Annotated in this window: 22 protein-coding genes, 1 tRNA gene and 1 riboswitch; of the genes, 11 read left to right on the top strand and 12 right to left on the bottom strand. The window is 40.7% G+C overall.

All coding sequences use genetic code 11. From position 1 onward, the window contains the following. Positions 1 to 116 precede the first annotated feature (116 nt). Positions 117 to 998 carry a GNAT family N-acetyltransferase gene (locus BN988_RS11805; RefSeq protein WP_036577007.1) on the bottom strand — a complete coding sequence of 294 codons (882 nt, stop codon included), beginning with the start codon at positions 996 to 998 and terminating at the stop codon, positions 117 to 119. A 223-nt stretch (positions 999 to 1,221) separates the two neighbouring features. On the opposite strand from BN988_RS11805, the gene BN988_RS11810 reads away from it, so the two are divergent. Further along, a complete protein-coding gene (locus BN988_RS11810) occupies positions 1,222 to 2,715 on the top strand; it encodes a GGDEF domain-containing protein (RefSeq protein ID WP_036577008.1) in 1,494 nt (497 codons plus the stop codon). Positions 2,716 to 3,043: 328 nt separating this feature from the next. Here BN988_RS11810 and BN988_RS11820 read toward each other — a convergent pair whose 3' ends face one another. Then, positions 3,044 to 3,412, bottom strand: coding sequence for a carboxymuconolactone decarboxylase family protein (locus BN988_RS11820; RefSeq protein ID WP_036577010.1), 369 nt, complete (start codon positions 3,410 to 3,412; stop codon positions 3,044 to 3,046). 295 nt (positions 3,413 to 3,707) lie between these two features. Here BN988_RS11820 and BN988_RS11825 point away from each other — a divergent pair, with 295 nt between their 5' ends. Both BN988_RS11825 and BN988_RS11830 read left to right on the top strand, forming a co-directional pair. Then, entirely contained in the window at positions 3,708 to 4,523 is an 816-nt protein-coding gene (locus tag BN988_RS11825) for a squalene/phytoene synthase family protein (RefSeq protein WP_147629729.1), read from the top strand. A gap of 297 nt (positions 4,524 to 4,820) precedes the next feature. Beyond that, the gene (locus BN988_RS11830; protein ID WP_036577012.1) at positions 4,821 to 6,368 is read left to right on the top strand and encodes a BCCT family transporter; all 1,548 of its coding nucleotides are present in this window, start codon (positions 4,821 to 4,823) and stop codon (positions 6,366 to 6,368) included. Positions 6,369 to 6,425: 57 nt separating this feature from the next. Here BN988_RS11830 and BN988_RS11835 read toward each other — a convergent pair whose 3' ends face one another. Both BN988_RS11835 and BN988_RS11840 read right to left on the bottom strand, forming a co-directional pair. Continuing rightward, a complete protein-coding gene (locus BN988_RS11835; RefSeq protein ID WP_036577013.1) occupies positions 6,426 to 6,614 on the bottom strand; it encodes a hypothetical protein in 189 nt (62 codons plus the stop codon). Positions 6,615 to 6,695: 81 nt separating this feature from the next. Beyond that, positions 6,696 to 7,163: a hypothetical protein gene (locus BN988_RS11840; protein WP_231495231.1), complete on the bottom strand. Its 468-nt coding sequence runs from the start codon at positions 7,161 to 7,163 to the stop codon at positions 6,696 to 6,698. Positions 7,164 to 7,363: 200 nt separating this feature from the next. On the opposite strand from BN988_RS11840, the gene BN988_RS11845 reads away from it, so the two are divergent. Further along, positions 7,364 to 8,101 (top strand): MerR family transcriptional regulator, encoded by a 738-nt coding sequence (locus tag BN988_RS11845; protein ID WP_036577015.1) that lies wholly within the window; start codon positions 7,364 to 7,366, stop codon positions 8,099 to 8,101. 82 nt (positions 8,102 to 8,183) lie between these two features. On the opposite strand, the gene thiE is transcribed toward BN988_RS11845, so the two are convergent. The 6 genes from thiE to BN988_RS11875 form a co-directional block, all read right to left on the bottom strand. Continuing rightward, positions 8,184 to 8,798 (bottom strand): thiamine phosphate synthase, encoded by a 615-nt coding sequence (gene thiE, locus BN988_RS11850; protein WP_036577016.1) that lies wholly within the window; start codon positions 8,796 to 8,798, stop codon positions 8,184 to 8,186. Continuing rightward, positions 8,798 to 9,574 carry a hydroxyethylthiazole kinase gene (gene thiM, locus BN988_RS11855; protein WP_036577017.1) on the bottom strand — a complete coding sequence of 259 codons (777 nt, stop codon included), beginning with the start codon at positions 9,572 to 9,574 and terminating at the stop codon, positions 8,798 to 8,800. Before thiM ends, thiE begins: the two co-directional genes overlap by 1 nt. 153 nt (positions 9,575 to 9,727) lie before the next feature. Continuing rightward, positions 9,728 to 10,528, bottom strand: a complete 801-nt coding sequence (gene thiD / locus BN988_RS11860) for a bifunctional hydroxymethylpyrimidine kinase/phosphomethylpyrimidine kinase (RefSeq protein ID WP_036577018.1) — start codon at positions 10,526 to 10,528, stop codon at positions 9,728 to 9,730. Beyond that, positions 10,528 to 11,214 (bottom strand): thiaminase II, encoded by a 687-nt coding sequence (gene tenA, locus BN988_RS11865; protein WP_036577019.1) that lies wholly within the window; start codon positions 11,212 to 11,214, stop codon positions 10,528 to 10,530. The genes thiD and tenA overlap by 1 nt, the downstream gene beginning before the upstream one ends. An 87-nt stretch (positions 11,215 to 11,301) precedes the next feature. Next, positions 11,302 to 11,781: an energy coupling factor transporter S component ThiW gene (thiW, locus tag BN988_RS11870; protein ID WP_036577495.1), complete on the bottom strand. Its 480-nt coding sequence runs from the start codon at positions 11,779 to 11,781 to the stop codon at positions 11,302 to 11,304. Between the two features lie 111 nt (positions 11,782 to 11,892). Beyond that, positions 11,893 to 12,006: riboswitch (TPP riboswitch) on the bottom strand. A gap of 75 nt (positions 12,007 to 12,081) precedes the next feature. Further along, a complete protein-coding gene (locus BN988_RS11875) occupies positions 12,082 to 13,215 on the bottom strand; it encodes a zinc-dependent alcohol dehydrogenase (RefSeq protein WP_036577020.1) in 1,134 nt (377 codons plus the stop codon). A 97-nt stretch (positions 13,216 to 13,312) separates the two neighbouring features. On the opposite strand from BN988_RS11875, the gene BN988_RS11880 reads away from it, so the two are divergent. The 3 genes from BN988_RS11880 to BN988_RS11890 all read left to right on the top strand — a co-directional run bounded on the left by BN988_RS11880 (position 13,313) and on the right by BN988_RS11890 (position 16,181). After that, positions 13,313 to 14,356, top strand: coding sequence for a LytTR family transcriptional regulator DNA-binding domain-containing protein (locus BN988_RS11880; RefSeq protein ID WP_036577021.1), 1,044 nt, complete (start codon positions 13,313 to 13,315; stop codon positions 14,354 to 14,356). A 269-nt stretch (positions 14,357 to 14,625) separates the two neighbouring features. After that, positions 14,626 to 15,474 carry an ABC transporter ATP-binding protein gene (locus BN988_RS11885; protein ID WP_036577022.1) on the top strand — a complete coding sequence of 283 codons (849 nt, stop codon included), beginning with the start codon at positions 14,626 to 14,628 and terminating at the stop codon, positions 15,472 to 15,474. Continuing rightward, entirely contained in the window at positions 15,471 to 16,181 is a 711-nt protein-coding gene (locus BN988_RS11890) for an ABC transporter permease (protein ID WP_036577023.1), read from the top strand. Before BN988_RS11885 ends, BN988_RS11890 begins: the two co-directional genes overlap by 4 nt. A gap of 153 nt (positions 16,182 to 16,334) precedes the next feature. Here the strand turns inward: BN988_RS11890 and BN988_RS11895 are convergent, their stop codons facing one another. Beyond that, positions 16,335 to 18,356 (bottom strand): prolyl oligopeptidase family serine peptidase, encoded by a 2,022-nt coding sequence (locus tag BN988_RS11895; protein WP_036577024.1) that lies wholly within the window; start codon positions 18,354 to 18,356, stop codon positions 16,335 to 16,337. Positions 18,357 to 18,505: 149 nt separating this feature from the next. Beyond that, positions 18,506 to 18,578 (bottom strand) — tRNA-Ala (locus tag BN988_RS11900). A gap of 233 nt (positions 18,579 to 18,811) precedes the next feature. Between BN988_RS11900 and BN988_RS11905 the strand changes: the two genes are divergently transcribed. The 4 genes from BN988_RS11905 (at position 18,812) to panF (ending at position 26,008) form a co-directional block, all read left to right on the top strand. Further along, positions 18,812 to 22,513 carry a 5'-nucleotidase C-terminal domain-containing protein gene (locus tag BN988_RS11905; RefSeq protein WP_051557912.1) on the top strand — a complete coding sequence of 1,234 codons (3,702 nt, stop codon included), beginning with the start codon at positions 18,812 to 18,814 and terminating at the stop codon, positions 22,511 to 22,513. Between the two features lie 156 nt (positions 22,514 to 22,669). Further along, positions 22,670 to 24,163 (top strand): peptide MFS transporter, encoded by a 1,494-nt coding sequence (locus BN988_RS11910; protein ID WP_036577025.1) that lies wholly within the window; start codon positions 22,670 to 22,672, stop codon positions 24,161 to 24,163. 157 nt (positions 24,164 to 24,320) lie between these two features. Beyond that, positions 24,321 to 24,584 carry a YhdT family protein gene (locus BN988_RS11915; RefSeq protein ID WP_036577026.1) on the top strand — a complete coding sequence of 88 codons (264 nt, stop codon included), beginning with the start codon at positions 24,321 to 24,323 and terminating at the stop codon, positions 24,582 to 24,584. Then, positions 24,581 to 26,008, top strand: coding sequence for a sodium/pantothenate symporter (panF, locus tag BN988_RS11920; RefSeq protein WP_036577027.1), 1,428 nt, complete (start codon positions 24,581 to 24,583; stop codon positions 26,006 to 26,008). The genes BN988_RS11915 and panF overlap by 4 nt, the downstream gene beginning before the upstream one ends. Positions 26,009 to 26,277: the final 269 nt, after the last annotated feature.

The raw sequence follows: 26,277 nt of genomic DNA on the forward strand, positions 1-26,277 counted from the left end.
ACATTTAATTTTTTATAAGAATGTTTTACCCCGAACCATCCTATCGTTCGGGGCGCAGTAGCTGTGTTGTCACAGGTGAACTGAGATGGACAATATTGGAATGAAGTGGTCAGTTTTTAGTTGCCTTCCCATTGTTGCCACGATTTGCGACTAATGCCAAATAATATCCACGGGGAAGGTAGCTCAAATGGATGGTAGTCTGGCAGTTTATCTACTTCTGATGGGGTTAAATCCATCCATACATAGGTATCCTCACCAGTCCTATGAGTTAATTGTTTATAATCGGCAGTAATTGTTTCCCATAAACCTTCCTGTTGATCAATATCATCCCAAGGATAGATAGTATGAAGGTAGTGGTTTTTCTTTTGGTCTTCTTTGGTGATGAGGAAACGATTTTGTTTCTCGTTTTCATAGAAGGACCAACTAAGCAAGTTCTCATCCGTAAACAGTTCCCATGATGCTGGGAAGGGATAATAGCATTGATAGGGAAATATGGAGTAGGTTTTAAGGTATCCCTTATAGATGAGGTCTTTTTTCCTTGCCAGGTTATGTACCTCTTTCCATGGTTTCGCCCCTGTCTCCAGGATAGAAGGACTCTGTGTGGTTGTAACATAAAGTGTTGTATATGAATGAAGGCCAGCCTTTCGGAGAACCTTTTTGGCTGCAAGGTTGTTTTCTTGTGTATTGGCTCCCACCCATTGTATCCTCTCCATTTTAAATACTTCCTCTATCATGTGTTGCATTAAGGCCGTAGAGAAATCTCTTCCTCTATAACGAAGGTCACTTCGCAATCGCCCTAGCATAGCGTAATGGGAGCCGTAAAGCGAGTATCCGGCAATACTAACTAACTGTCCCTTATGAAATAAACCAAATAGCCGATTGCTACCATCTAATAATCTATTAAATATCCGAAGAACATAGTCGTCTTCTATCCCTGTTTCCATTGCTTGTACAATGTGGAAATCTTGTATGGTAAGTCTTCGTATGACGTTCTGCATGGTGATCACCCCTAGCTATATCTTCATCTTCATGGTATACCAACATCTTCCGCTCCCAAAACAAAAAGGATTTTAAATGTTGATTTAGAGTGAATTTAAATAGCTTCATAGTTGTTATTTCTCAAAAAAGAGATTAGCATAATCTTAAATTGGGTACTATTTCCTATGGATAGTTGAATTTTTAGTATAATTAGCATAGTATCATGATGAGAGAGGTGGGGCCGTGAAAGCGAGATTCCGATTAAAACTATTTGTTACCATGATCGCTTTTGCTCTGATTATTTCCTTCAGCATTGCCATTATTGATTACATAAAGCTGAAGGGGGAAGCTATCACCAATAACCAGGTGCAAATTCAACAGACAGAGGATATTGTAATGGACTCTCTGAGTAACCTAGATAAAGCTTATAGAATATTTGATGAGGATACGACAGAGGAAATGAAGGAACGAACAGAAGAATTGGTAGAACGGTATCAATCTAATCCTTCTTTTAAGAATTGGGATTTTGCTGCGATTAAAGAAGAAATAGGGATGGATCTCTATATTATCAATGAACATAATGTCATCATACATACAAGTTTTCCAGAAGATCAAGGTCTGGATTTTTCAGCGTGCTGTAGTGATTTTTCAAGCCTGTTGGACGAGCGAAGGCAAGCTGGTGAATTTGCTGTGGACGAATTGGATGTACAACAGAAGACTGGTGATTTAAAGAAGTTTAGCTATATGCCGACTCCAGACAAGAAGTACATCATTGAATTGGGGTATTCGTTAGCTGATAAGCGTATCTTTAATGAGTTTAACTTTCTAGAAGTGATACGGAAATTGGAGAATGAGTATGAGGCGATTAACGAGATAAATGTATTAAATATAGATGGTTATAAGCTTGGGGCGCCAACAGATGAAAACCTGCTCGCAGGGGATAGACAAGAGGCATTTAATCAGGTTATTCGTTCGGAAAGCATAGCTGAAGTGGAAGGGGAATGGGGTGGAAATCCCGCTTTATATCGATTTATCTACTATTCAACTGATAATACGCAAGGTATTTCTACCAATCGGGTAGTAGAAATTAGTTATAACCATGAAGGACTAGGAGCGATTTTAGAAAGAAACCGAACGATTTTTATTTGGCAGCTGGCGATTGTATTTGTAGTGACCATCATTCTCGCTCTGCTCATTTCAAAATGGGTGGCAAGGCCAATGTATATGGCTTTTCACGATCAGTTGACAGGATTGAAAAACCGTACTGCATTTGAGGAGATTATGGAAAAGAGAATAAAGGATCGACAAGAAACGGCAATTCTAATGGTTGATTTGGACCATTTTAAAAATGTAAATGACATATTGGGCCATGACAAAGGCGATGAATTGCTGATTAAACTAGCGTCCTGCATTCGCAATAACTGTCGGCAGGAAGACACAGCAATTCGTATGGGTGGAGATGAATTTATTATCATATTGCCTAATACAAATGTGGATGATGCAAGCAATGTTGCTGAAAGACTACTTCAATCAATTTCAAACCTATTTCAGTCTGTTACAGATGAAAGTGGTATTTCTCTGACTGCGAGTATCGGGATTAGCGTCACGCCGCAGGATGGCATTGATATTGAAACATTATATAAGAAGGCGGATATTGCCTTATATGCTTCAAAAGAAAAAGGGAAAAACCAATACTGTGTATACGATGCCACGAAATCATATGCCCAAAATATGTAAAGCTGTCAAAAGATTTACTCCTTTTGACAGCTTTTTATCATACGGGCACGCTACGCTTTTCTTTTGTCTAGCTCCGCGTGCCCAGAAACTAGGCGACTTCGCAAATCGCCCTACGATAAAGAAGACTTGCCGATTGGGGTTAACCAGAGGCCTAGTCGCCCTTATACCCGGAGGGTGCAAGTCATCATCGGTACTAATTAAAGTAGGTCGACTAAAATCAGCCTTGCCGGCCAACGTCGACATACCCCTGTTGCAGGGGCATGATTCCTTTGTCTCAGTTGATTCACTCCATTCGCTACATTTCTAAACGGGCACGCTACGCTTTTCTTTACTTATGGGTAAAGTAGTCGAAGGTGTCCATTGCTAGGGTTACCCCTTGAGAAAATGCAGCTCCGCCACCTATTGCCGCACTAACGGCAATGGCTTCCATAAATTCTTCTTCTGAGGCGCCATTTTCCACGCACCCTTTTGTATGGTACATAATGCAATATTCATCTTGGGCATAAATACTAATGCCAAGCGCTATTAGCTGCTTTTCTTTCTTTGCAATAGCTCCTTTATCAAAGCATGCTTCTGTAAATTCGAAGTATCCCTTTGTCACTTTAGGAAGTTTTGCTTCAAAGCGACTGGTCCCTTCTTTGAATTCTAAAATTGATTGATCAAAATAATTTACGATTTCCTCTTCACGTGAATCCATGTAATTCCCTCCATCTAAATGGCAATATTGCTAACTAAAAGCTTACTGGAAAAAGAATTGTTATACATAATAAGCCAGTTACAAAAGGCTCCTGCTTTTTTATAGCTTTCTAGAAATAGGGAAAAATATGTGTGTGAAAATTTGGAAGTCATCCTGAGGATCAAACAACTATAGGATAAAGAACCCATTACAATTTACTTTAATTTACGTTTACTATTGTGGAAAGTGGCATAAGCATGTGAGGGTTGGTATACTTAAGGTACCTCAAGGAAGTAAAGGGAGGAAGTAACCATTGATTAAGAAAACAAGTTTAGAGAAAGACGCCATGCGTGTCCTTAAACAAACAAGTAGAACATTTTACATACCGATTACACTTTTAAAGCAACCACTTAAAATGACGGTGGGGTCTGCTTATTTGTGTATGCGGGCCATTGATGAGATAGAAGATCATGAAGCACTAGATAATAGTAAAAAACAAGCAATGCTAAATGCTATCAGTATCCTTTTGCTAAATAAATTTGACCAACAGGCCTATAACGAGCTGCTGGCCCCACATAAGGAGATTCTGCCAGAGGTGACATTAAGACTGGGCGAATGGATTGAAGTATGCCCAGCAGGAATTGTTGATAAAGTTCTAGAATCTACGGGTGTTATGGCAAAAGGAATGGCAGACTGGGCAGCACGCGATTGGGTAGTGAATACGGAAGAGGACTTGGATGATTATACATACTATGTTGCAGGTCTTGTTGGTGTCATGTTATCAGATATATGGGAATGGTATGATGGAACGATTACAGATAGAGAATTGGCAATCGGCTATGGAAGAGGTCTCCAAGCTGTGAATATGCTACGTAATCAAGAAGAAGATGCGGAACGCGGTGTGACATTTATCCCTGATGGATGGAACCGAGATGATTTGTTTGCATATGCTAGTGAAAACCTCGATAAGGCAGATACCTACATAAAATCAATCCACACACGACATATTTTACACTTCTGTAAAATTCCGTTGGCTTTAGCAAAAAGAACGCTTAGTGCGATGCAAAATGGAAAAGAAAAAATGTCACGTAGTGAGGTGGAAGAAACAGTTGATGAAATTATAAAAGAATAGCAATAGAAATAGTTGACGATGTTTCAGGAAATAATAATGATGTATTGCCCGGCATATATTTTATAAATGGTGCAAAAAATAGGTAAAAACACATGTATAAATTATAGTAATTTTTTGACCAATTAGCTAATTTAGACTATAATATTGACCTGTGTTATAAAAAAGGGCAAGCTGGTGGAACTTCGTCGAGGGTTATTTACTATAATAACAATAATCAACTTCCATCCAACGGTCTTAAATGACAAAGCTAACAACCAATTTTAGACACTTGCTCCTAAAAAAATTAGGAGGAAAAGCGTGAAACGTAAATCAAAAAAGTTAGATTGGCCAGTGTTCATAATTAGTGGTGGTTTTCTAACTGCATTTATCGTACTTTCATTAATTAACAGTGACATGGTTGGTAGTGCAATCAACAACTTATTTAGTTACTCTGCAACGTTCTTCGGAGCTTATTGGCAGTTGTTACTGTTAGGGAACTTCTTTATCGGGATTGGATTAGCCATATCAAAGTATGGAAAAGTAAAATTGGGCAAGCAAGATAAGCCAAAGTATAGTTATTTTCGATGGGTTGCAATGATTTTAGTAACCTTATTGGCAAGCGGAGGAGTCTTCTGGGCTGCTTCTGAACCAATGTATCACTATATGACCACACCGCCTTTATTTGGTGGAGGAGAGTTTAATAATATTAATGCCGCGTTAGCACAATCTTTTTTGCATTGGGGATTTACTGCCTGGGCTATTCTAGGTACACTCGCAACGATTGTAATGATGTATGTTCATTATAATAGAGGATTTCCACTGCGCCCCAGAGGGTTGCTCTTCCCTATCTTCGGAGAGAAAATTTATCATAAAAGTATTCTTGGATCCTCTGCAGACATCTTTTCCATTATCGCAACGGTTGCAGGGACACTTGGACCTTTAGGATTTCTTGGGTTGCAAATATCTTATGGATTACACCATTTATTTGATGTGCCGAATACATTGACCTTAAGTATTACCGTTGTCTTAGGATTGGCAGTAATTGCAGCTATTTCTGCGGCCACCGGCGTAGATAGAGGGATCTTAACACTTAGTCGTTATAATGTAGGTCTTACAATATTTTTAGCAATTGTTGTTTTAATTATTGGACCGACAATGTTTATTTTAGATGGTTTTGTTGGTGGAACAGGGTATCATATTCAGAATTTCTTTACCATGAGTATGTTCCGAGGCGATAGCGCTTGGTTGGGCGCCTGGACGATCTTTTTCTGGGGATGGTTTATCGGTTATGCACCAATGTTAATTGTCTTTATTAGTCGTATTTCCCGTGGTAGAACGATTAGGGAACTTATTATTGCTGTATCCATTGTTGCCCCTCTAGTAAATAATTTCTGGTTTTCAGTAGTTGGTGGAACAGGGCTATTCTTTGAAACCGAAAACCCGGGATCTGTTTCTGGAGCTCTCAGTGAAGGTGGTATGCCTGCTGCTGTTATGGCAATATCAGATCAGCTTCCGCTGGGTACATGGATAGGGCTAGGATTTCTTATTGTATCTGTTGTCTTTGTTGCCACAACAGTGGATACTATGTCTTATACTGTGGCTGCAACACTTACGGGAAATGACAGTCCTAGAAGATGGTTACGCGTATTTTGGGCGATTATTTTTGGACTAACAACAGCTGTTATTCTTTCCATAGGTGAGGACAGTATTTCTTCTATCCAAAATTCAATTGTAATAACTGCCGTACCTGTTTCGTTACTGTTGCTTCCGCCATTGTGGAATGCACCAAAAATTGCTAGAAAAATGGCTATCGAACAAGGGTTGATCTGGCAAAGAGAAATGAGCAAGAAAATGAATAAGCATTAAGATCTGATAGAGAGCAAAGACACCTCCAGTAGACTGGATGGTGTCTTTGTTTTTGTGCTATCTTTTGTTGAATAGGGATTTAAAGCCCAAGTAAAGTATGGCTACACCAAACACTATTATGGCAATGCCACCAACAAGGTCAAAGATGTTTGCGATTTCAGCAGTAACAATGGCAGAAGATGGCAAGTTAGCGAGTCCGAAACCAGCGAGAACACAAGCTAAATAGAGTAAAGCTAATTGATACACGTTGGATTCCTCCCTTCATCTTATCCTATGAAAAAGTGAGGGAGGAGGGTGTGCATGAGCCCTGAGTAAATAAAGTTCTACCTAATAACATTGAAAGGATTGGACATTGTCTAGGTCGGTGCCGAAAAAGACCCATCTATTTCCAGTCCATCTAAACCCAGAAATAGAATTTCTACCTACAAATGTAGGGAAAAACCAGAATGATTGCCAACGCATCCAGATATAAGTGAAACGGAACAGGCAGCTACGGATTGCACCAGGATCAATTGCAAACAATTGCGCTTGTGGCTGAACTGGTTGAAAGGACGGTGGAGGGGTAGTTGGTGCGCCTACAGACTGTCCAGGTCCTGGCCCGGGCTGACCTGGAAATCCGCCTCCGCTACCAGGGAAACCTTGTCCCGGGGGCCCTGGAAATCCTCCTGGACCTTGACTGCCAGGTCCGCCCGGAAAGCCTCCTCCGGGGCCGAATAATCCCCCGATAATCTGTCCTGGTAAATTTAATTGTCTTTCTTCATCGTCATCGTATGGTGGTTGATTATAATAAGTCAATATGTTACCTCCTCAAATGTACTCGATATAATATATGGTTAATCGTCTATTTTGGGATAGCTTTATGAAAAATGGGCGAATCTCCTGATCCTTTATTTTGGTTTATTGTCGTTATCCGTATATTTTTAAATGGGCTTTTTTCTTCTTGACTCTAACGTTACGTTATACTTTATTGTAGTTATTGAAGGAGGGATTTATCGTTGAAAGTAAAGGAAGTGGCTAATTTAGTAGGAATCAGTGTGCGCACACTGCATCATTATGATGCGATTGGGTTACTAAAGCCTGAAGAAATAACAGATGCTGGCTACCGAATATATTCCGAAAAAGATCTTGAAAAGCTGCAGCAGATTTTATTTTTTAGAGAACTGGACTTTCCTTTGAAGAAGGTCAAGGAGATTATCAATGATCCAACCTTTGATCCAAAAGAGGCGCTAGCTTTACACCGGAAAATGCTACTGGAAAAAAGAAATAGGATTGACAAAATGATGAGAACGATCGATAAAACGATTCAGTATTCGAAAGGAGAGCGAACAATGAGTGCAAAAGAGAAGTTTGAAGGGTTTGATTTTAGCAAGAATCCCTATGAAGAAGAAGCCCGTAAACGGTGGGGAGATAAAGCAGTAGATGAATCAAATGAAAAGCTAAACAACATGTCTGATGGTGAAAAAGAAGACTTCGAGAAGAAATTCAATGCGATATACAAAGAATTGGCAGCAATTCGTCACCTAGAGCCAGGTTCGGACGTGGCACAAGAGAAAATTGGAGAGTGGTTCAACTTCTTGAATGTAATGGGAACTTATTCTCTTGAAGCGTTTAAAGGACTTGGTCAGATGTATGTAGATGATCAGCGGTTCACAAAAAATATTGATCAATTTGGGGATGGCCTTGCAGTATTTATGCGTGATGCAATGGCTTTATATGCAGATAAAAGGAAGTAAAACCAGAAAGAAGGGGGCACAGCTATGCTCCCTTCTTTTGAGTTGTCTAGGAAATCTAGATGGATGCTTGCACTTTGAGTAATTATAACTGATTTACGGCTTTTTGTATGTCTGATGCCTTGGTAATGGCTGATATGACAGCTACACCATCTGCTCCTGCTTCCATAACATCTCTAGCGGATATAGTGGTGATGCCCCCAATCCCAACGAGCGGTAAATGTGGCAGTTGTTTTCGAACTTGAGATATCCACTTCGTGCCAACAGGTGTTTTGGCATCCTTCTTGGTCCCGGTTGGAAAAATAGGACCTGCTCCGAGGTAATCAATTACAGATAAAGGGCTCTGTTCAAGCTCAGCTAGCGTTGATATGGATAATCCGATCATTTTATCAGGAAATCGAGCGCGCACCTCTTCTGCATTGACATCGTCTTGGCCTACATGGATTCCATCTGCATCTAAGACCTCTGCAAGCTCTAGATCATCGTTAACAATAAAAGGGATGGAGTGCTGGTAACAAATCTTTCTTAGTTGCCTTCCTAGCATTACCTTTTTTAACCCAATTAGAGAGCCAGGGCCTTTTTCGCGAAATTGAAAGGCCGTAACCCCTGCTTGAGCTGCCTCTGTTAAGATATCCACTGGGTTTCTCTCGCAATCTTGGCTGCCCATTATGAAATATTTACGAAGTAGTTGTGCCTCCATTAAATCTTCCTTTCTAGCAATTGCGCGGAGTCCAAGGATAATGCATCAATAAACATAGGTAAGAAGCTACCAGGACCCGCCACATTATGCTGTTGTGCTGCAAACTCAGCGGCATGCCCATAGAAGGAAACGGCAGTTAGCAGACTATCTTTCGCAGCATATCCGGTAGATAAACAAGCTGTAATTACCGAACCAAGCAAGCAGCCTGCTCCAGTTATTTTTCCTAGCAAAGGATGACCAGAATCATTTGTGTATAGATTACCATCTGTATAGATGAAATCTGTTTTTCCAGTGATAACGGCTGAAGTCTGAAAGGTTTCTGCTACACTTTGGACAACTTCCTTTGCATCACCATCTCCCACAGAATCCACTCCTCTTGCTTCCCAGGGGGTACTAACAAGATGAGCCAGTTCTCCTGCATTGCCTTTAATAGCGGTGAATTGGATTTCCTCTGTAAGTTGCTTCACCGCATCCTTACGAAAATCAGTTGCAGCCACACCAACTGGGTCGAGTACAACAGGTATTCCTTTTCTATTTGCAGAAATTCCCGCTTTTATCATGGCTGGCAGTTCCTCAGGCGTCAGTGTTCCAATATTGATTAATACCCCATCAGCTGCTGAGGCCATTTCGGCGACTTCTTTCTCCGCTTTAGCCATCACGGGAGCTCCGCCGAATGCCAGCAGTCCATTTGCTGTGAAATTCATCACGACTTGGTTTGTTAAATGATGGATAAGTGGATTGTTTCTCCGTACGTCTTTGATTAAATCAGCGTTCATTGCTTATCTTTTCCTCCTTTTTCCCGGTGCAACCGTCCGTAAGACTCCCACTTCAAACCGTGATATTAAAGAGGGAGTAAACGGATGCTAACACCCCCGATTCGTTCTACTAACAATCAGTGAGGAAGATGGAATCCCTCACTGATTGAAGTTTCACTCTATCCTTGTTGCCCAATGGTTAGTCGGACCATTTCCAGATCCGATGGGAAAGGAATAGCGTATTGCTTCCGTAACAAAATTCTTCGCATGCAAAACAGCTTCATAAAGCGATAAACCTTTACTTAAGTTAGCGGTTATTGCCGCAGAATAGGTGCAACCTGTGCCATGTGTATTCTTTGTGTTAATACGTTCCTCCGAAAACGTATATATGCGATGGCCATCAAAAAGGAAATCTACTGCTTTTCCCTGAAGATGTCCGCCTTTAATGAGTGCTGCACCAGCTCCCAGTTCATCAACTATATAAGCAGCGGCTTCCTTCATATCTTCTGTTGACTCTATTTGTCTTCCCGTAATAAATTCCGTTTCTGGAAGGTTTGGGGTAACAATGGTTGTCATTGGAAGCAGCTCCTTTTTTAGAAAATGGCGCGCTTCTTCAACAATGAGAGGATCGCCACTTGTTGCTACCATTACAGGGTCCATGACATAAGCAACTTCCTTCTTGGTTTTAGTTATATACCTCGCAATAACTTCCATCATGGACTCATTTGCAATCATTCCCGTTTTGAGGGCATGTACCGGCATATCGGAAAACACCGATTCGAGCTGTTGCTCAATAAATTCAACTGGAAGGTGATGCACATCCTGCACACCTGTTGTGTTTTGGGCTACGACTGATGTCACAACAGACATCCCGTAGGTTTGTAATTCCTGAAAGGTTTTTAAATCAGCTTGAATGCCAGCACCCCCGCTTGGATCTGTGCCAGCTATGGTTAGCGCACAAGGTATGTGTTTCATTAGCGGTTCCCCTTTTCAGCTGAGGGCCATTCTTCGCACGTGTAAGCCATCTCCCAAAATTTCAACTCCAACTGGCAACTTTTGCGGAAGGCTTCTTTCATTTTTTCCTGTTCTTCAAGTGAACTTTGTTTAGCGAATCGATCTAGACGAGTGCGTAATTCATTCGTTGTGTGCTCGATTTCTTCTCCAGTATAAAAGGTTATCCAATCGTAAAAGGGATGACTTTCATCAGGTTGATATTGTTCTACTAATTTCTTGCCAATTTCTAGATATGTCCATGGGCAGGGAAGTAAAGCCCCGATAATCTCACCAGACGAACCCATTTGAGCATGGTACATCATATGTTTAATATAATGGTCTGCAGTAGGCGGAAGTGAATGCCCTTGTAATGCTTCGTATTCTACCCCGATATGCTCACAGAAATTTCGATGTGGATGAATTTCGTCGTGAAGCACAAATTTAATTTGATCGAAGAAATAAGCAATATCTTCCCGATCTTGTGACTTGGAAAGGGCAATTCCATAAATTTGCATAAACGCGTTCAAGTATTCATAATCCGCTTTAATATAATGGGCGAGCGCTTCCTTTGAGATGTCACCTTTTCCGACACCTTGTACAAATGGATGCGCGAAAATCATCTGAAATAAATCATCGTTTTCTTTTCTTAACTGTTCTGAAAAGTTCATAGTTAATGCCTCCTTTTAATGTAGATAACCATTTACTGGACGTTAAACCTTTTCTCTAATTACATAGATTCGAAGGTGAATAAAAGACTAAGTGCCTTGTATTCTAGTAATTGAACGTTCGTTTAAACGGGAAACGATAAATAGACCAATGAATGCGCCTGTAACACTGCTGACGAGAAAGGATGGCATGAAGAAAAGTGCTCCGACAGGACTTCCTAGCAGAATAGTTGAGATAGGTACAGCGCACAGAGAACCCAAAACTCCTGTTCCAATCGTCTCTCCAACGGTTGCCCAACGCTTTTTACCAAGCTTTTGATACAGAATACCTGCAAGAAGAGCACCTATCATTCCGCCTGGAAATGCTAGCAATGTTCCAAGGCCAAGTAAGTTCCGCACTAATCCGATCATAAAAGCAATCCCAACTGCTGGCCCAGGGCCTAGTATAACTGCTGCAATGACGTTAACTGCATGCTGAACTGGGTAGGCTTTGGCAATGCCAGCAGGAAACCAAAGTAGTTGGGAGCCAAGTGTTCCAATGGCAACAAACACTGCCATTGTGGTAATCATATGTGTATTTTTCACGATAACCTCCTTTCTTTAGACTAACCTGATGGCAATAATAAAAAGCCAGGTCACAAGGGGACCTGGCTTCGGTAATTTGAAATAGGATAGACGTAACTTGTACGTCCACTACTTCCCTCCGCTGGTATTAACCAGATCAGGTTCATAAGAGTCGGTAGCTCATGTGCTAACCTCTCAGCCCGCCATAATCGGGCCCCCCTAGTAGTCTTCTTCGTATGAAATTATTGATCAGCAACAATGCCGATACTTATAGACTAACAAACTATTTAACATTTGTCATGGGTATTATGGTTTGAAAATCACTTTAATACTTCCATCTTCCTTCTTGTCAAACATGTCATATGCTTTATCCGCCTCATCTAAGGTCATTCTGTGTGTAATAAGGTCAGTAGGGTCAACTTTTTTCTGCTCCACCATATCATAAAGCTTTGGCATCATATGGATGATCGGAGCCTGTCCCATCGTCAGGGCGACGTTTCGGGTAAAGAAATCACCTAATGGGAAACTATTGGCATCTGATCCATATACACCCGTCAATTGGACCGTACCAAATTTTCGTACAGCTTTCGATGCTGTTATGATCGGACTGATTGTTCCAAATTGGTTATCCATTTCCGAACCAAATTCTGTTTTTGGTGGCACGGTTCCGTCCATTCCGACGCAATCAATCACTACATCTGCTCCACCTTTTGTTTCTTCATGAAGCAGTTCACCAATTTTTTCATGCTCCTTAAAGTTAAATGTTTCTACATTATTAGTTTGAGCAGCATGGTCAAGTCGGTAATCCATCTGGTCAACAGATATAACGCGTTTTGCTCCTTTTAGCCATGCAAACTTTTGAGCCATCAACCCAACTGGACCTGAACCTAGAATGATGACAGTATCGCCTCCTTTTACCCCGCCATTTTCCACACTCCAATATGCAGTTGGAATGACGTCGGATAATAATAATACCTGTTCATCACTCAATTCGCTCGACTCTGGCACTTTAAAAGAGGTAAAGTCAGCGTATGGTACACGGAGGTATTCTGCCTGTCCTCCTGGATAGCCACCATTTTGTTCGGTGAAACCAAATAGCCCACCAACTTCACCATGCGGGTTGGATTCATCACACTGGCTTTCCATTTGGTTTTTACAAAAGAAACATTCACCACACCCTATATTAAAAGGAATGACCACTCGATCCCCTTTTTTCAAGCTTTTCACTTCTGAACCAACTTCTTCTACAATCCCCATTGGCTCATGCCCAACCACATAGTCGGTTTCTGGCACAATTCCTCCATGATATAGATGAAGGTCTGAACCACATATCCCGCTTGCTGTGATGCGTACAATGACATCGCTATTTTCCTGAATCGTTGGATCTTCCACTTGCTTTCCTACCATTGCTTCTTTGCCTTGAAACGTTACAGCTTTCATTCCGTCACATCCTTTAGTATAAGTTATAGAGAATATTTCCGTAATTTAGTACTATTAAACAAAAGCTTAATAAATTTTGGATCAGGAAGTGATGGACATGACAGAAGGGTTAATATTCAGCGATTTAGAAAAACAGACAAAGGACAATATCCTTTTTCCTAATTTTGACCTTACCTTAGCTCAGGGAGAGATTGTTGCCATATACTCGACGTTAAACGTACGAAAAATGCTTCTTGATCTTCTAAGAGGAAAGGCTGTACCTTCTAAAGGGAGAATTTCTGTTCACGGAAAAACATTTGAAGAAGACAAGAAAGCATATATGTCTGCTATAGATATTTGTTTTTATGAAGAAGGGTTATATGAAAGATTAAAAGTAGAGGATTATTTTTCTCTCTTTATCAAGCTTTACACCTCTAGTTATCGTATGGAAGAACTTCTATTGGATACCCAACTTCAGGATAAAAGAAGGGCCAGGATCCGAAGTTTAACAGATTCAGAAAAAAGAAGAGTGCATTTTGGCACAATGATCATACGAAATCCAGATGTGTTTATTTTTGAAGAGCCAGATTTGAATGTCGACATGGAAACGAGAAGGGTTTTTGTAAACCTGGTAAAGAAGCTGCAGGAAAAACGAAAAGCCAGTTTAATTCTGACAGGTAATCTGGAAAGTGCATTGACCGTAGCTGATCAGGTGTTTCGATTGGACGATAATGGTCTCCATGTTGTGCAAGTTGCGGAAGAAGAAAGCAAAAAAGAAGAAGTAAATTCAGAAGAAAAAGATGGTGAGGATATTAAGCCGTTTCACTTCAATAAGATTCCGACCAAAGTAAATGAAAAAATTGTATTGTTCGATCCACAAGAGATTGACTATGTAGAAAGCAATGATGGACAATCAAATATTTATATTAAGGGCGAATCATTTCCTAGCCTGTTCACATTAAATGAGCTAGAAAGCCGTCTACAACATGTTGGTTTTTTCCGTTGCCACCGTTCTTACATTGTTAATCTACAAAAGGTACGTGAAGTGATCACATGGACGAGAAATAGCTACAGTCTCATTTTAGACGATAAAGCAAAATCATCCATCCCGCTTTCTAAAACAAAAATGGCTCAGTTAAAGGAGATGTTGGGACTGAAATAAGCTCCATTCACCCCCTTATTTGCTCTTTTCACGGTGAAAGTGCTGATTTCATGCGGTTTTCCTTCTATAGTTGATTTATAGAGGTTGTTCAAAAAATCCGGTAAAAATGACACATCGAATTTCTTTGTTGGCTTGCTTCTCCGTTCCTCACGTATTAATTACATACGTTCCGGTACTCAAAGCTACGCCGCCTCGAACTTCTCGGTCCTTTTTATCCTTCTTTTTGAACACACACTTATAGAAAACATCACCATCTGGGAGGAAAACAAATGGAAAACATTATCGAAGTGACATCTCTTGCAAAGATATTTGGCAATCAAACAGCTTTAGAGGATGTCCATTTTTCAGTCAAAAAAGGAGAAACGTTTGGTTTTCTTGGACCAAGCGGTTCAGGAAAAACTACCACAATAAAAATTTTAACAGGGCAACTTTCACACACTTCAGGGAAGGCTTCTGTTTTTGGGAAGCCAGCAGCCACCTTAAATAAGCCTCAAGATCGAAAAAGGTTTGGTGTCATTACAGATAACAGTGGACTGTACCAACGACTCTCCATTGAAGATAATTTAAAGCTTTACTGTCAGCTATATGATGTTCCGTCCATTCACATCTCAGAAGTGCTTGAGATGGTCAGTCTGTCAGAAGAAAGAAAAAAGAATGTTGCTAAACTATCAAAAGGAATGATTCAGCGTGTGACATTAGCTAGGGCTTTGCTTCATGAGCCTGAGCTGTTATTTCTTGATGAACCAACCTCTGCGCTGGATCCGGCTAACTCTAAGCATATTCATCAAGGACTTCGCGAATTAAACCGAAAAGGAACCACCATTTTTCTAACAACCCATGACATGAGTGAGGCAGAGAGCCTTTGTGATCGCGTTGCCTTTCTTAACAAAGGTAAGATACAGCTTCTAGATGAACCCAAAGCACTGCGCAGACAATTCGCGGAAAACACCGTTTTACTAGAATTGCAAGATGGGAGTAACATCACGCTTCCCGGCGGACAAGAGGGAGCAAAAGAAATTTATGAACGGTTGGCATCCGGAAAGGTCGTTTCCATTCATTCAAATGAGCCAACATTAGGAGATATTTTTGTGGAAGTTACAGGGAGGGAATTAGTATGACGTTTTCAATGAAGCGAATGTATGCCATTTTTCAAAAGGATGTAAGGGACTTATCCAAAAATATGTTTATTACAACTACGATGCTTATGCCGCTATTGCTGGCACTTTTCTACGGTAGAATGGACGAAGTAACGATTGATATGCACTATTTAATTATTAATTTAAGTTTTGCGGCAATAGGGGTTTTTGTTCAGAGTGCCATCATTGCAGAGGAAAAGGAAAAAAACACGTTGCGTGGATTAATGCTCTCACCAGCTACATTACCAGAGATTCTGGGCGGGAAAAGTCTGGTTACATTTGTTATAACTGTGTTAACAGTTTTAGTTTGTGCCTATTTAACAGGGTATGAACCAGCCAATTACTTGATAGTCGGGGGAGCAATTCTAATCTCTTGCTTCTTCTATATAGCATTAGGAACCTTAATGGGACTTCTGACAAAATCTGTTGTGGAAGCATCTGTCGTAACATTACCTGTTATGTTTATATTTTCTTTTGGCTCTTTATTTCTAACGCTAATCGAGGAGTATCCAATTCTTACTTTTATTGAATTTTTGCCGAACGTTCAACTGGTCGAACTAGCAAAAGAAGTAGAAGCAGGCGCTATGTTTGCCGACTTATGGAGCAACTTTGCTATCATTCTAGCCTGGATTGTAGTAGCAAGTATCTTAACAGTTGTCGTTTATAAGAAAAAGGAAATGGAAGCTTAATGGATGTAATGTTTTAACACGCGAAGCACTGCAGGGGTGTAACCTAGTCTTTATCTCTGGTGCTCGATATAACGAATTGGTATAAAAACACCGAAAAACATCAGATTTATTTCGAAATCGTGATGATTTTTCGGTGTTTTGGTATATCTGACTCTATTTTAGTTCTTTATCTAAAAATGCGTAGAAGTTGACCCATTCTTCAATAATTTTGGATGTTGGTTTTCCAAGTCCATGTCCGGCTTTGGATTCTAAGCGTAGGACAATAGTAGAATCCTCATGCGCTTTTTCCTTTAATGTTGCAGCAAATTTTTTCGCATGGGCTGGAACAACCCTGTCATCACTTTCCGCCGTTGCGATTAATAATGGAGGATATTTTATTCCCGCTTCCACATTGTGGAGTGGGGAATAAGCATAGAGAAATGGGAAGTGTTCAGCGTTGTCAGCACTACCATACTCTGGAATCCAGTAGCGACCAATGGTGAATTTATGGTAACGTAGCATATCAATTACGGGAACACGGCAAATGACTGCACCAAACAAATCTGGACGTTGTACCATACACGCAGCAACAAGCAGGCCGCCATTTGATCCCCCCATAATCGATAGCTTTTCTTTACGGGTATAATTATTGGTAATTAGCCATTCTCCTGCCGCGATGAAGTCATCGAAGACGTTTTGTTTGTTCTCCAGCATTCCAGCTTTATGCCATGCTTCCCCGTACTCTGTCCCGCCGCGAAGGTTGGCAACAGCATAAACGCCACCTTTTTCTAGCCAGCGGAGAACAGCTGGGTTAAAGGACGGAGTCATACTAACATTGAAGCCGCCATACCCATAAAGCAAAACGGGATTTTGACCATTGAGCTCAAGATCTTTACGATAGGTGATAAACATAGGCACTTTCGTTCCGTCTTTAGATGGGTAAAAGACTTGAACTGTTTTAAATGGGTCTGTATCTACAGTCATTTCGGACTCTGCTACCACGTCTAATTCATTACTTCCTACATGGTATGAATAAACTGTCGTTGGGTTTAAGAAGGAAGTAAGACCAAAGTATAAAATGTCTTCCTCTTTGTTCCGCGAAATATCGGTAAGTGAGCCTAGTATCGGCAACTCAATTTCATGTTTATACACACCATCTTTACTGAAGAGATGAAGTTGATGATGAGCATCCTGCTGGACTGCGACTACTAGGGTCTCGTTTAACGCTACTACATATTCTAGAACGCCTTGCTGCTCGGAAATGACTTCTTTCCAGTTCTCTTTTTGAGGGGCATTTATATCAATGGCCACGACCCTTCCCATTGGTGCCAGGTGGTTCGTTTGAAAATAGAATAGGCTTCCTTCGTTTGTGATATAGCTATACTCTGCATCTTGTTGATCTAGAAATTTAATAAAAGCATCCTCAGAATTAATTGGTTTAATATAGATTCTATTCTCTGTGGCAGTACCTTCGTTTACGTATAAACCAATATATTTCTTATCATCGCTAATAAATGCAGAAAACATTAATTCCTTATCTTCTGGCTGTTCATGTACAAGGATGTCATCTTGTTGTTTGGTCCCTAGCTTATGGAAATATACAGTGTTGAAATTACTCTCATCCTCTGGGGAGACTGTGCCCGGCTCTGGGAATCGGCTGTAATAAAATCCACTATCATCAGGAGACCAGGCAATGCTCGAGAATTTCACATGCTGAATGTGATCCTCTAGTTTTTCATTGTTTGCTACATCAATGGCATGTATTTCTTGCCAGTCACTTCCATGAGTTGAAGTAGCAAAGCTTATATATTGCCCTGAGTAACTAATGGCATAATTGGTCATCGCTACCGTTCCATCCTCGCTCAGTCTATTCGGATCAATAACGATGGATTCCTGTCCATTTTTTTCTTTATATAAAACAGCTTGATTTTGTAGCCCTTCATTACGTTGATAAAAAAGGGTTCCCTTTACTTTTTCTGGCACAAAATGCTTTGTATAGTGAAATAACGCCTCAAGTTTTTCTTTGTCAGTATGCTGACTAGGTGCTGTCGTGAAGTAATCTGCACACTCTTTTCCAAGTTGGTTGCTCCATTCAATCGAGTCAGTTGAATCAGGATTCTCTAGCCAACGGTATGGGTCACTAACCTTTGTTCCATGAAAATCTTCCACGATACTATCTTTTTTTACCTTTGTCATCTGTAGATCCCCCTCTTGTTCTTATCTAGCTACATTCGACAAAAAAGACGGGAATCCTTCTTAGTTAAGCCTTATCTGCCTTTTAAATCTCGGTGAGGGGAACAAAAAAGGCCAGCAGAATTTCTGCTGACCTTTTACCTTTTCTATTATGGAGCATAGCGGGCTCGAACCGCTGACCTCTTCGCTGCCAGCGAAGCGCTCTCCCAGCTGAGCTAATGCCCCGGACAAGTAAATATTATACTTTGTCCTAACTTATTTTTCAAGTATTAAAAATAAGTCATATCACAGGGGATATGTTTTGATTGGTTACATAGAACTGTTTTTCGTCATTTATAGTTCAATAGTTCTGAATTTACATAAACTTAACTAAAATGCGATAGATTATTACAAACTGTTATGCCATATTAGAAATGTGTCAACTTATGGCATAATACTAAATTTACTGGAGGGTCTTCATGCAAAATCTGTTTAGGAAAAAGTCTTTCTCTGTTTTTCTCATTTTCACGTTAATTTTTACAAATTTTGTACCGGTTATTAACGTTGCGGCAGCAGAGACAACCACAGATGAATTACTTATTTCAGAGTACGTAGAAGGTAGTTCTTATAACAAAGCCATCGAACTTTATAACGGTACGGGAACTGATGTTAATCTAGCAAACTATCAACTCGCATTGTATAGCAATGGGGGGGGAACTGCTGGTAATACTCTCAACTTAGATGCAACATTAGAGAGTGGTGAAGTTTACGTGATAGCGCATGCTGAGGCTGGAAATGAAATTCAGTCTGAAGCTGACCTCACAAATTCTTCTGTCGTCAATTTCAATGGAAATGATGCAGTCGCTCTGTTGAAAGATGAAGAAGTAATTGACGTTGTTGGAGACATTGGAAATGATGCGGATTTCGGTAAAGATCAGACACTAGTACGACATCAATCGATCGCATCACCATCCGCAACCTACAATGCTGAGGATTGGGAAGTGTATGAACAAGACACTTTCTCATCATTAGGAAGCCACATTGGAGGTGGAGAAAGTCCTGAAGAGCCACCAACAGATCCAGGAGACCCGCCAACAGACCCTGAAGTTCCACAAACAGTTTCCGTTGCAGATGCTAGAGGATTAAGTGATGGAACGCGGGTGGAAGTAGAAGGAGTTATTACAGTAAATTCTAATTCCGTTAGTAACGGCAACCAGTTTACTACATACATTCAAGATGAAACAGGCGGAATCAACATATTTAAATACGAACAAGGCGATTTAGAAGAATTGGAAAAAGGAACAAGAGTTAAAGTAATTGGGGAATTAGATACTTATAACGGTTTAAAGGAAGTTTTACCAGATACAATTGATATCATTGCAGAAGGACAAGCAATACCTAATGCACAGTCGCTTTCCATAAAAGAGCTTCAGGGTGATGATGCAGAGGCTTTTGAAGGGGAACTTGTTCAAGTGAATGGTTATATCTCATCCATACCAGGATCTCCAGCGGGTGGCGGGTACAATATTTCGTTTATAGACGAGGATTTGAATTCAACTACATTGCGCGTAATGGAGAATGCTCTAGATGTCTCGCAAATAGAAGAAGGCAAATGGTATGACGTTACAGCGATTGTGAGTCAATACAATAGCTACCAGCTTATCCCAACAGAACAAGATGATTTCGTATTAGCGGAGAACCAGCCTGAGCCTCCTTCAGCAGCTGGAGAGTATGAGGCAACAGTAGATTATGTTACGGATGGGGATACAATTCGTATTAATGAGACGGTTCTTGGTGGGGACAGAGTGCGATTTTTAAACATGGATACACCAGAAACATATGCCGCTCATAATGATGATCCAACACGTAATGAAATTAATGAAAACCAAAAGAAACATGGGGATGCAGCAACAGCATACATGAAGACATTAATTGAGCCTGGCGATACGGTTACAATTAAAGTTGGTGAAGAAGCAACAGATGATTACGGACGTTTGCTTGCAGAAGTTATCACAGAAGATGGTACGAATGTTAATCTTAAAATGGTGGAAGAAGGCTACGCTTCTACTTACTTTATCCCACCATTTAATGAAGAAGCATACCCAATATACCAGAATGCGGTAAAAGAAGCGAAGGATGCAGGGTTAGGTATTTGGAATCCAGAGGATCCATTACTTGAGCTTCCGTTTGCCTTCCGTGCTAATGATGACGAAAAGGGTTTTCTAAGATATGTAGGGAACTCAAATACAGATAAGTACGTCGTGCCAGAAAAGTGGGCTGATGTCCCTGTTGAATACCGTGTATTCTTCTCAAGTGAATCAGAAGCGGAGTCCTATGGCTATACGCCTGCTGGAGAAGAAGAACCGAATGAAGATAATCTGCACGTGCAATTGTTAAGCATGAATGACCTTCACGGAAAAATAGACCAGCAGTACGAGCTAGACCCAGATGGGGATGGCACATTTAATATGTATGGAAGAATGGACTATACTGCAGCAGCTATGAAAGAACGTGCGCAAGAAAATCCAAATACGCTGTTAGTACATGCAGGAGACATGATTGGTGGAAGCTCACCTGTTTCTGGTTTGCTACAGGATGAACCTACCGTGGAAATTATGGAAGAAATGGGATTTGATGTAGGGACTGTAGGAAATCATGAATTTGATGAAGGTACAGACGAGCTGCTACGTATGGTAAATGGTGGAGAGCATCCGGAAGGTCTTGGAACAGAAGGATACGATGGCATGAACTTCCCGAACCTTTGTACAAACTGTGTGTATAAGGACGGTGGAGAGACAGTACTGGATCCTTACTATATTGAAGAAGTAGACGGTGAGCAAATTGGTTTTATCGGTGTAAATACACAAGCATCGGCAGATATGGTAATGCCGGCTGGAATTCAGGATATTGAATTTACCGATGAAGCTACTGCAGTAGATAACGCGGTAGCAGATCTCCAGGCAGAAGGGGTAGAAGCAATTGTTGTATTAGCACATATTCCTGCAGATCAGGATGGTGATGGTGCCTCGGGTGAAGCAGCAGATCTGGCAAGAGAAGTAGATGACGCAGTTGATGTTATCTTTGCTGCACATAATCATCAAGTAGTAGATGGGGTAGTGGATGATAAACTAATTGTTCAAGCTTCCGAGTATGGAAAGGCATTTGCAGATGTTGATTTGGAGATTGATCGCTCGACAGGTGACATTGTTGAGAAAGAAGCAGAAGTTGTCTTTGTAAATCAGGATAACTATACTCCCGATCCAGATGTAACGGCTATCTTAGACAAATATAGTGAGCAAATTGCACCGATCATGGGAGAAGTGATTGGTTATAATGCAACAGACCTTACAGGTGATTATACAAATGATGGGGACCATGGGTTAGGGAATTTAATTGCGGATGGTATGAATGCTGCAATGGAGAGTGACTTTGCCATGATGAATGGTGGAGGAATTCGTGATGATTTACTAGCAGGTGAAGTGACTTGGGGAGACTTATACAACATTCAGCCATTTGGTAACACACTTATGACGTTAGAAATAAAGGGCGCTGATTTGGCTCCAATCATTCAAGCACAACTTTCGCCAGAATACGGCCCAGATTATAGTATTAGTGGTTTCCATTATACGTGGGATCAAGAAACAAATACAGTGGTTGATGTAACCTACCCGGACGGTTCAGAAATTGACCCGGAGGAAACATTTACGCTCACAGTAAATAATTATATGGGTACATCATTGAGTGATAAGCACCGTCCGATTAGTGAGCTAGGAAAAAACCCGGTTATGGGGCCAACAGACCTAGATGCAACGGTTGATTTTGTTCGTAGTTTAGAAAGCACGAAAGAAAATCCATTCGAATATAAGGCAGAGGGAAGAATTTCTCTAGCCACAGATAATCCAGGTGAAGGAGATCCAAATGAGGATCCTCAAACACCAGGTGATGATGCGAATGATGACTCGAATGACAATCAAGAAAACGGTGATGGTACAAATACCCTAGGAAATGATTCAGGCAAGACGCCTCCTGGAAACGATAGTAGCAAGGGTGGAAGTCTTCTTCCGCAAACAGCAACAGGTATTTACAACCTACTGATTGCCGGACTAGTTCTACTAGTAATGGGCGCAGGTGCTGGTTTAGTCGTTTATATTCGAAAAAGAAATGTGTTGAGAGAAAGCTAAAGATTACAATGACAACAAGCAATAGAGGCTCTTGAATTTCAGAGTCTCTATTTTTGGTATTTTTTGACGTTTGACGTATGACCACTAGAGGAGTAAGATAGTTTTTGTCTTAAACAATAATTATCAGTTTATTCTAAAATAGAGGAGAATTTCATCATGAAAAAACTTAGTAAGGAACAAATCGTCCAAAGTGTTCCTCAACGGGGATTTTTTGGACAACCTAAAGGGCTATTCACCCTTTTCTTCACAGAATTCTGGGAACGTTTCTCTTATTATGGGATGCGGGCACTGTTATTATTTTATATGTATACCGAAATTGCTGATGGAGGACTGGGCATAGATGATGGCACAGCAAAATCTATTATGGCCATCTACGGTTCTCTCGTATACATGTCAGGGATTATTGGTGGATGGATTGCAGATAGGTTGCTTGGTACGCAACGTACTGTGTTTTATGGTGGTGTACTTATTATGGCAGGGCATATTGTACTTGCGCTTCCAGCTGGTACGACAGCCTTATTCATCTCCATGTTCCTTATCGTTATTGGTACGGGATTACTAAAACCAAATGTTTCGAATATTGTGGGAGATATGTACAGCCCACAAGATGTACGCCGTGATTCTGGATTTAGTATCTTCTACATGGGGATTAACATGGGTGGACTTCTTGCACCGCTTATTGTCGGAACAATCGGTCAAGAATACAACTATCATCTAGGGTTTGGGTTAGCGGCAATCGGAATGCTAGTAGGTTTGATTGTTTACATGGCTACACGCAAGAAATATCTTGGACTTGCAGGAACTTATGTACCTAATCCATTAAGGGCAGGTGAAAAGAAAAAGGTATTTACCCGAATTGGTTTAAGTGCCGTGGTTATTGTGATTTTAGCGGCCATTACTATTCCAGCGGGTATCTTAACAATTAACCGTTTCACTTATCTTGTTAGTATTTTAGGTATTCTAATACCAACAGCCTACTTTATTGTGATGTACCGTAGTCCGAAAACAAATGCGGATGAAAAATCAAGAATCCTTGCTTACATTCCATTGTTTATTGCAGCGATTATGTTTTGGGCTATTCAAGAACAAGGTTCCATTATCCTTGCAGAGTATGCAGATAAACGAACAGAACTAAGTTTGTTTGGATTTGAATTGCAATCATCTTGGTTCCAGTCACTGAATCCACTATTCATTGTGGTGCTTGCCCCGATTTTTGCAAATATTTGGGTGAAAATGGGTGAAAGGCAGCCAACAACTACCAAGAAATTTTCTTTTGGTTTATTGTTTGCAGGTCTATCCTTCCTTGTAATGATTGTCCCAGCAGCTATGAACGGAACAGACACATTAGTAAATCCTATTTGGCTAGTACTCAGCTTCTTGCTTGTTGTAATTGGGGAGCTATGCCTGTCACCTGTTGGCCTGTCAGCTACAACAAAGCTAGCGCCTGAAGCATTTTCAGCACAAACAATGAGTCTTTGGTTCCTTTCCAACGCCTCAGCGCAAGCTATAAATGCACAGATTGTGAAATTGTATAAACCAGAGACAGAAATAGTCTATTTTGGCGTCATCGGTGGTGTTGCGATTCTTCTAGGACTGCTACTATTTATGGCATCTCCAAGAATTCAACGATTTATGAAAGGTGTTCGCTAATAAATTAGAAAACCATGATCCAGCAGGTATTCATCTGCTGGATTTTTTCCTGTTTACAACGGGGAGGGGAAACGATATAGTTTTGTTAGACTATAGAAATAAATAAAGGGAGGTCGTCTCATTATCCTTTCAATAACAAAAAGGGGTGAGTCTTACGATGAAAAAAGAACATGTTAAGATCGCGAACCGCGAAGCATGGATTGGGGTAGGATTAGTTATATTTAATTTCGTCTGGTGGTTTGCATTTGCTTATGGATTTGGAAGTAAGGACCCACAAGATTATACATACGTGTTAGGTTTGCCGGCATGGTTTTTTTATAGCTGTGTTTTAGGATTTATCATCATGGCAATATTGGTGACGATTGTTGTGAAAAAGTTTTTTGTTGCTATTCCATTTGATGAGGAGATGGAAGAAAAATGAATTGGGAATCTCTAATACCTTTAATCCTCTTTTTGGTAATCATTTTTTGTGTAGGAATATGGTCTGGCGGTTATTTGAAAAAATCTACTAGTTTTGCACAGGATTATTTTCTCGGAGGCAGGAGTCTCGGTGGATTTGTACTCGCTATGACAATGACAGCTACTTACGGAAGTGCAAGTAGTTTCATTGGAGGGCCCGGGACTGCATACAACCAAGGTCTGGGGTGGGTTTTGTTAGCCATGTCGCAAGTGGCAACAGGTTATTTTGTACTAATGGTGCTCGGGAAGAAGTTTGCTATTGTTACACGTCGCTACAATGCTTTAACCATGGTAGATTTCCTAAAGGAGAGATACCGGTCAAAATGGGTTGTCATCCTCTCGGCAGTCAGTATTATCGTTTTTCTATTCTCTGCAATGGCAGCACAGTGGATCGGTGGCGCTAGATTAATAGAATCACTTATTGGAATTGAATATACTACTGCATTGTTCATATTTGCCGTTTCTGTACTAATTTACGTTACAGTAGGGGGCTTTCGAGCTGTCGCCTTAACCGACGCAATTCAAGGTAGTGTCATGTTTGTCGGTACGTTAATATTGCTTGTCGCCGTAATTATTGCTGGGGGAGGTATTCCGGCAATTATTGCAGATTTAACAGCAGAGAACCCTAATCTGATCACTCCATTTGGGTCGGAAGGCACGCTTACACCGACTTATGTATCGTCCTTTTGGATACTGGTTGGGGTTGGAGTGGTTGCCTTGCCGCAAATTGCAATTAGAGCAATGTCCTATAAAAGCTCTCAATCTATGCACAGAGCCATCATTATAGGGACTATAGTGGTAGGTGTGATCATGTTGAACATGCATTTAATTGGTGTGTTCGCCCGTCCTATTTTACCAGGGATTGAAGTGGGTGACCGTGTGATGCCACTTATTGCGCTTGAAGTTATGCCAAATTGGCTAGCGGGGATCGTATTAGCTGCACCAATGGCAGCTATTATGTCGACAGTAGATTCCTTGCTATTGCTTGTTAGTTCAACAATAGTAAAAGATGTATATTTAAACTATGTGGAACCAAAAGCCTCTGATACGCGTGTTAAACGCTTAAGTATAGCAGTTACGGCGCTTCTTGGTGCTATCGTATTCATCATGGCACTCAACCCACCTGATTTAATTATCTGGTTAAATTTATTTGCCTTTGGTGGATTAGAAGCAGCCTTTATATGGCCAATTGTTCTCGGATTATACTGGGAGAAGGGGAATAAGTATGGTGCATTAAGTTCAATGATAGCTGGTGTAGGATTATACATTTTATCCGATTCCTTCTTCCCGCAGCCTTTTGGATTACATTCAGTGGTAATGCCAATCGTTGTATCCTTCTTTGTCTATATTGCTACAAGCCTTGCAACGCAAAAGAAAGTCGTTTGATAAGAGGTCCTGTCATACCAAGTGGCAGGGCTTTTTTATTTTTTCTAGCTTCAGTTCCTAGAGACTAGCGGGACTTCCTTCACCTCCGTACAATAAGTCAACATCTGCTCTAAAGGGAAGGAGGGTCGACTAAAACCGGCCTTGTCGGCCAACGTCGACATACCCCTGTTGCAGGGGCATATTTCCTTTATCTCCTACGGCTCTGTCCAAAAGGTCTTCGGTGGGACGAGTAATCGCAGTCCCAGTCCGTACGTCTCTAAACGGACGCT

The organism is Oceanobacillus picturae (genome assembly GCF_000612865.1).
Classification (GTDB): Bacteria; Bacillota; Bacilli; order Bacillales; family Amphibacillaceae; genus Oceanobacillus_B; species Oceanobacillus_B jordanicus.

Coding starts and splice junctions, on each gene's coding strand:
- BN988_RS11875 (WP_036577020.1), bottom strand. CDS start 13,215: ATGAAAGCTGTAACGTTTCAAGGCAAAGAAGCAATGGTAGGAAAGCAA.
- panF (WP_036577027.1), top strand. CDS start 24,581: ATGAATTGGGAATCTCTAATACCTTTAATCCTCTTTTTGGTAATCATT.
- BN988_RS11895 (WP_036577024.1), bottom strand. CDS start 18,356: ATGACAAAGGTAAAAAAAGATAGTATCGTGGAAGATTTTCATGGAACA.
- BN988_RS11820 (WP_036577010.1), bottom strand. CDS start 3,412: ATGGATTCACGTGAAGAGGAAATCGTAAATTATTTTGATCAATCAATT.
- thiW (WP_036577495.1), bottom strand. CDS start 11,781: ATGATTACCACAATGGCAGTGTTTGTTGCCATTGGAACACTTGGCTCC.
- thiE (WP_036577016.1), bottom strand. CDS start 8,798: ATGGAGGCACAACTACTTCGTAAATATTTCATAATGGGCAGCCAAGAT.
- BN988_RS11805 (WP_036577007.1), bottom strand. CDS start 998: ATGCAGAACGTCATACGAAGACTTACCATACAAGATTTCCACATTGTA.
- BN988_RS11915 (WP_036577026.1), top strand. CDS start 24,321: ATGAAAAAAGAACATGTTAAGATCGCGAACCGCGAAGCATGGATTGGG.
- BN988_RS11905 (WP_051557912.1), top strand. CDS start 18,812: ATGCAAAATCTGTTTAGGAAAAAGTCTTTCTCTGTTTTTCTCATTTTC.
- BN988_RS11880 (WP_036577021.1), top strand. CDS start 13,313: ATGACAGAAGGGTTAATATTCAGCGATTTAGAAAAACAGACAAAGGAC.
- tenA (WP_036577019.1), bottom strand. CDS start 11,214: ATGAACTTTTCAGAACAGTTAAGAAAAGAAAACGATGATTTATTTCAG.
- BN988_RS11910 (WP_036577025.1), top strand. CDS start 22,670: ATGAAAAAACTTAGTAAGGAACAAATCGTCCAAAGTGTTCCTCAACGG.
- thiM (WP_036577017.1), bottom strand. CDS start 9,574: ATGAACGCTGATTTAATCAAAGACGTACGGAGAAACAATCCACTTATC.
- BN988_RS11890 (WP_036577023.1), top strand. CDS start 15,471: ATGACGTTTTCAATGAAGCGAATGTATGCCATTTTTCAAAAGGATGTA.
- thiD (WP_036577018.1), bottom strand. CDS start 10,528: ATGAAACACATACCTTGTGCGCTAACCATAGCTGGCACAGATCCAAGC.
- BN988_RS11885 (WP_036577022.1), top strand. CDS start 14,626: ATGGAAAACATTATCGAAGTGACATCTCTTGCAAAGATATTTGGCAAT.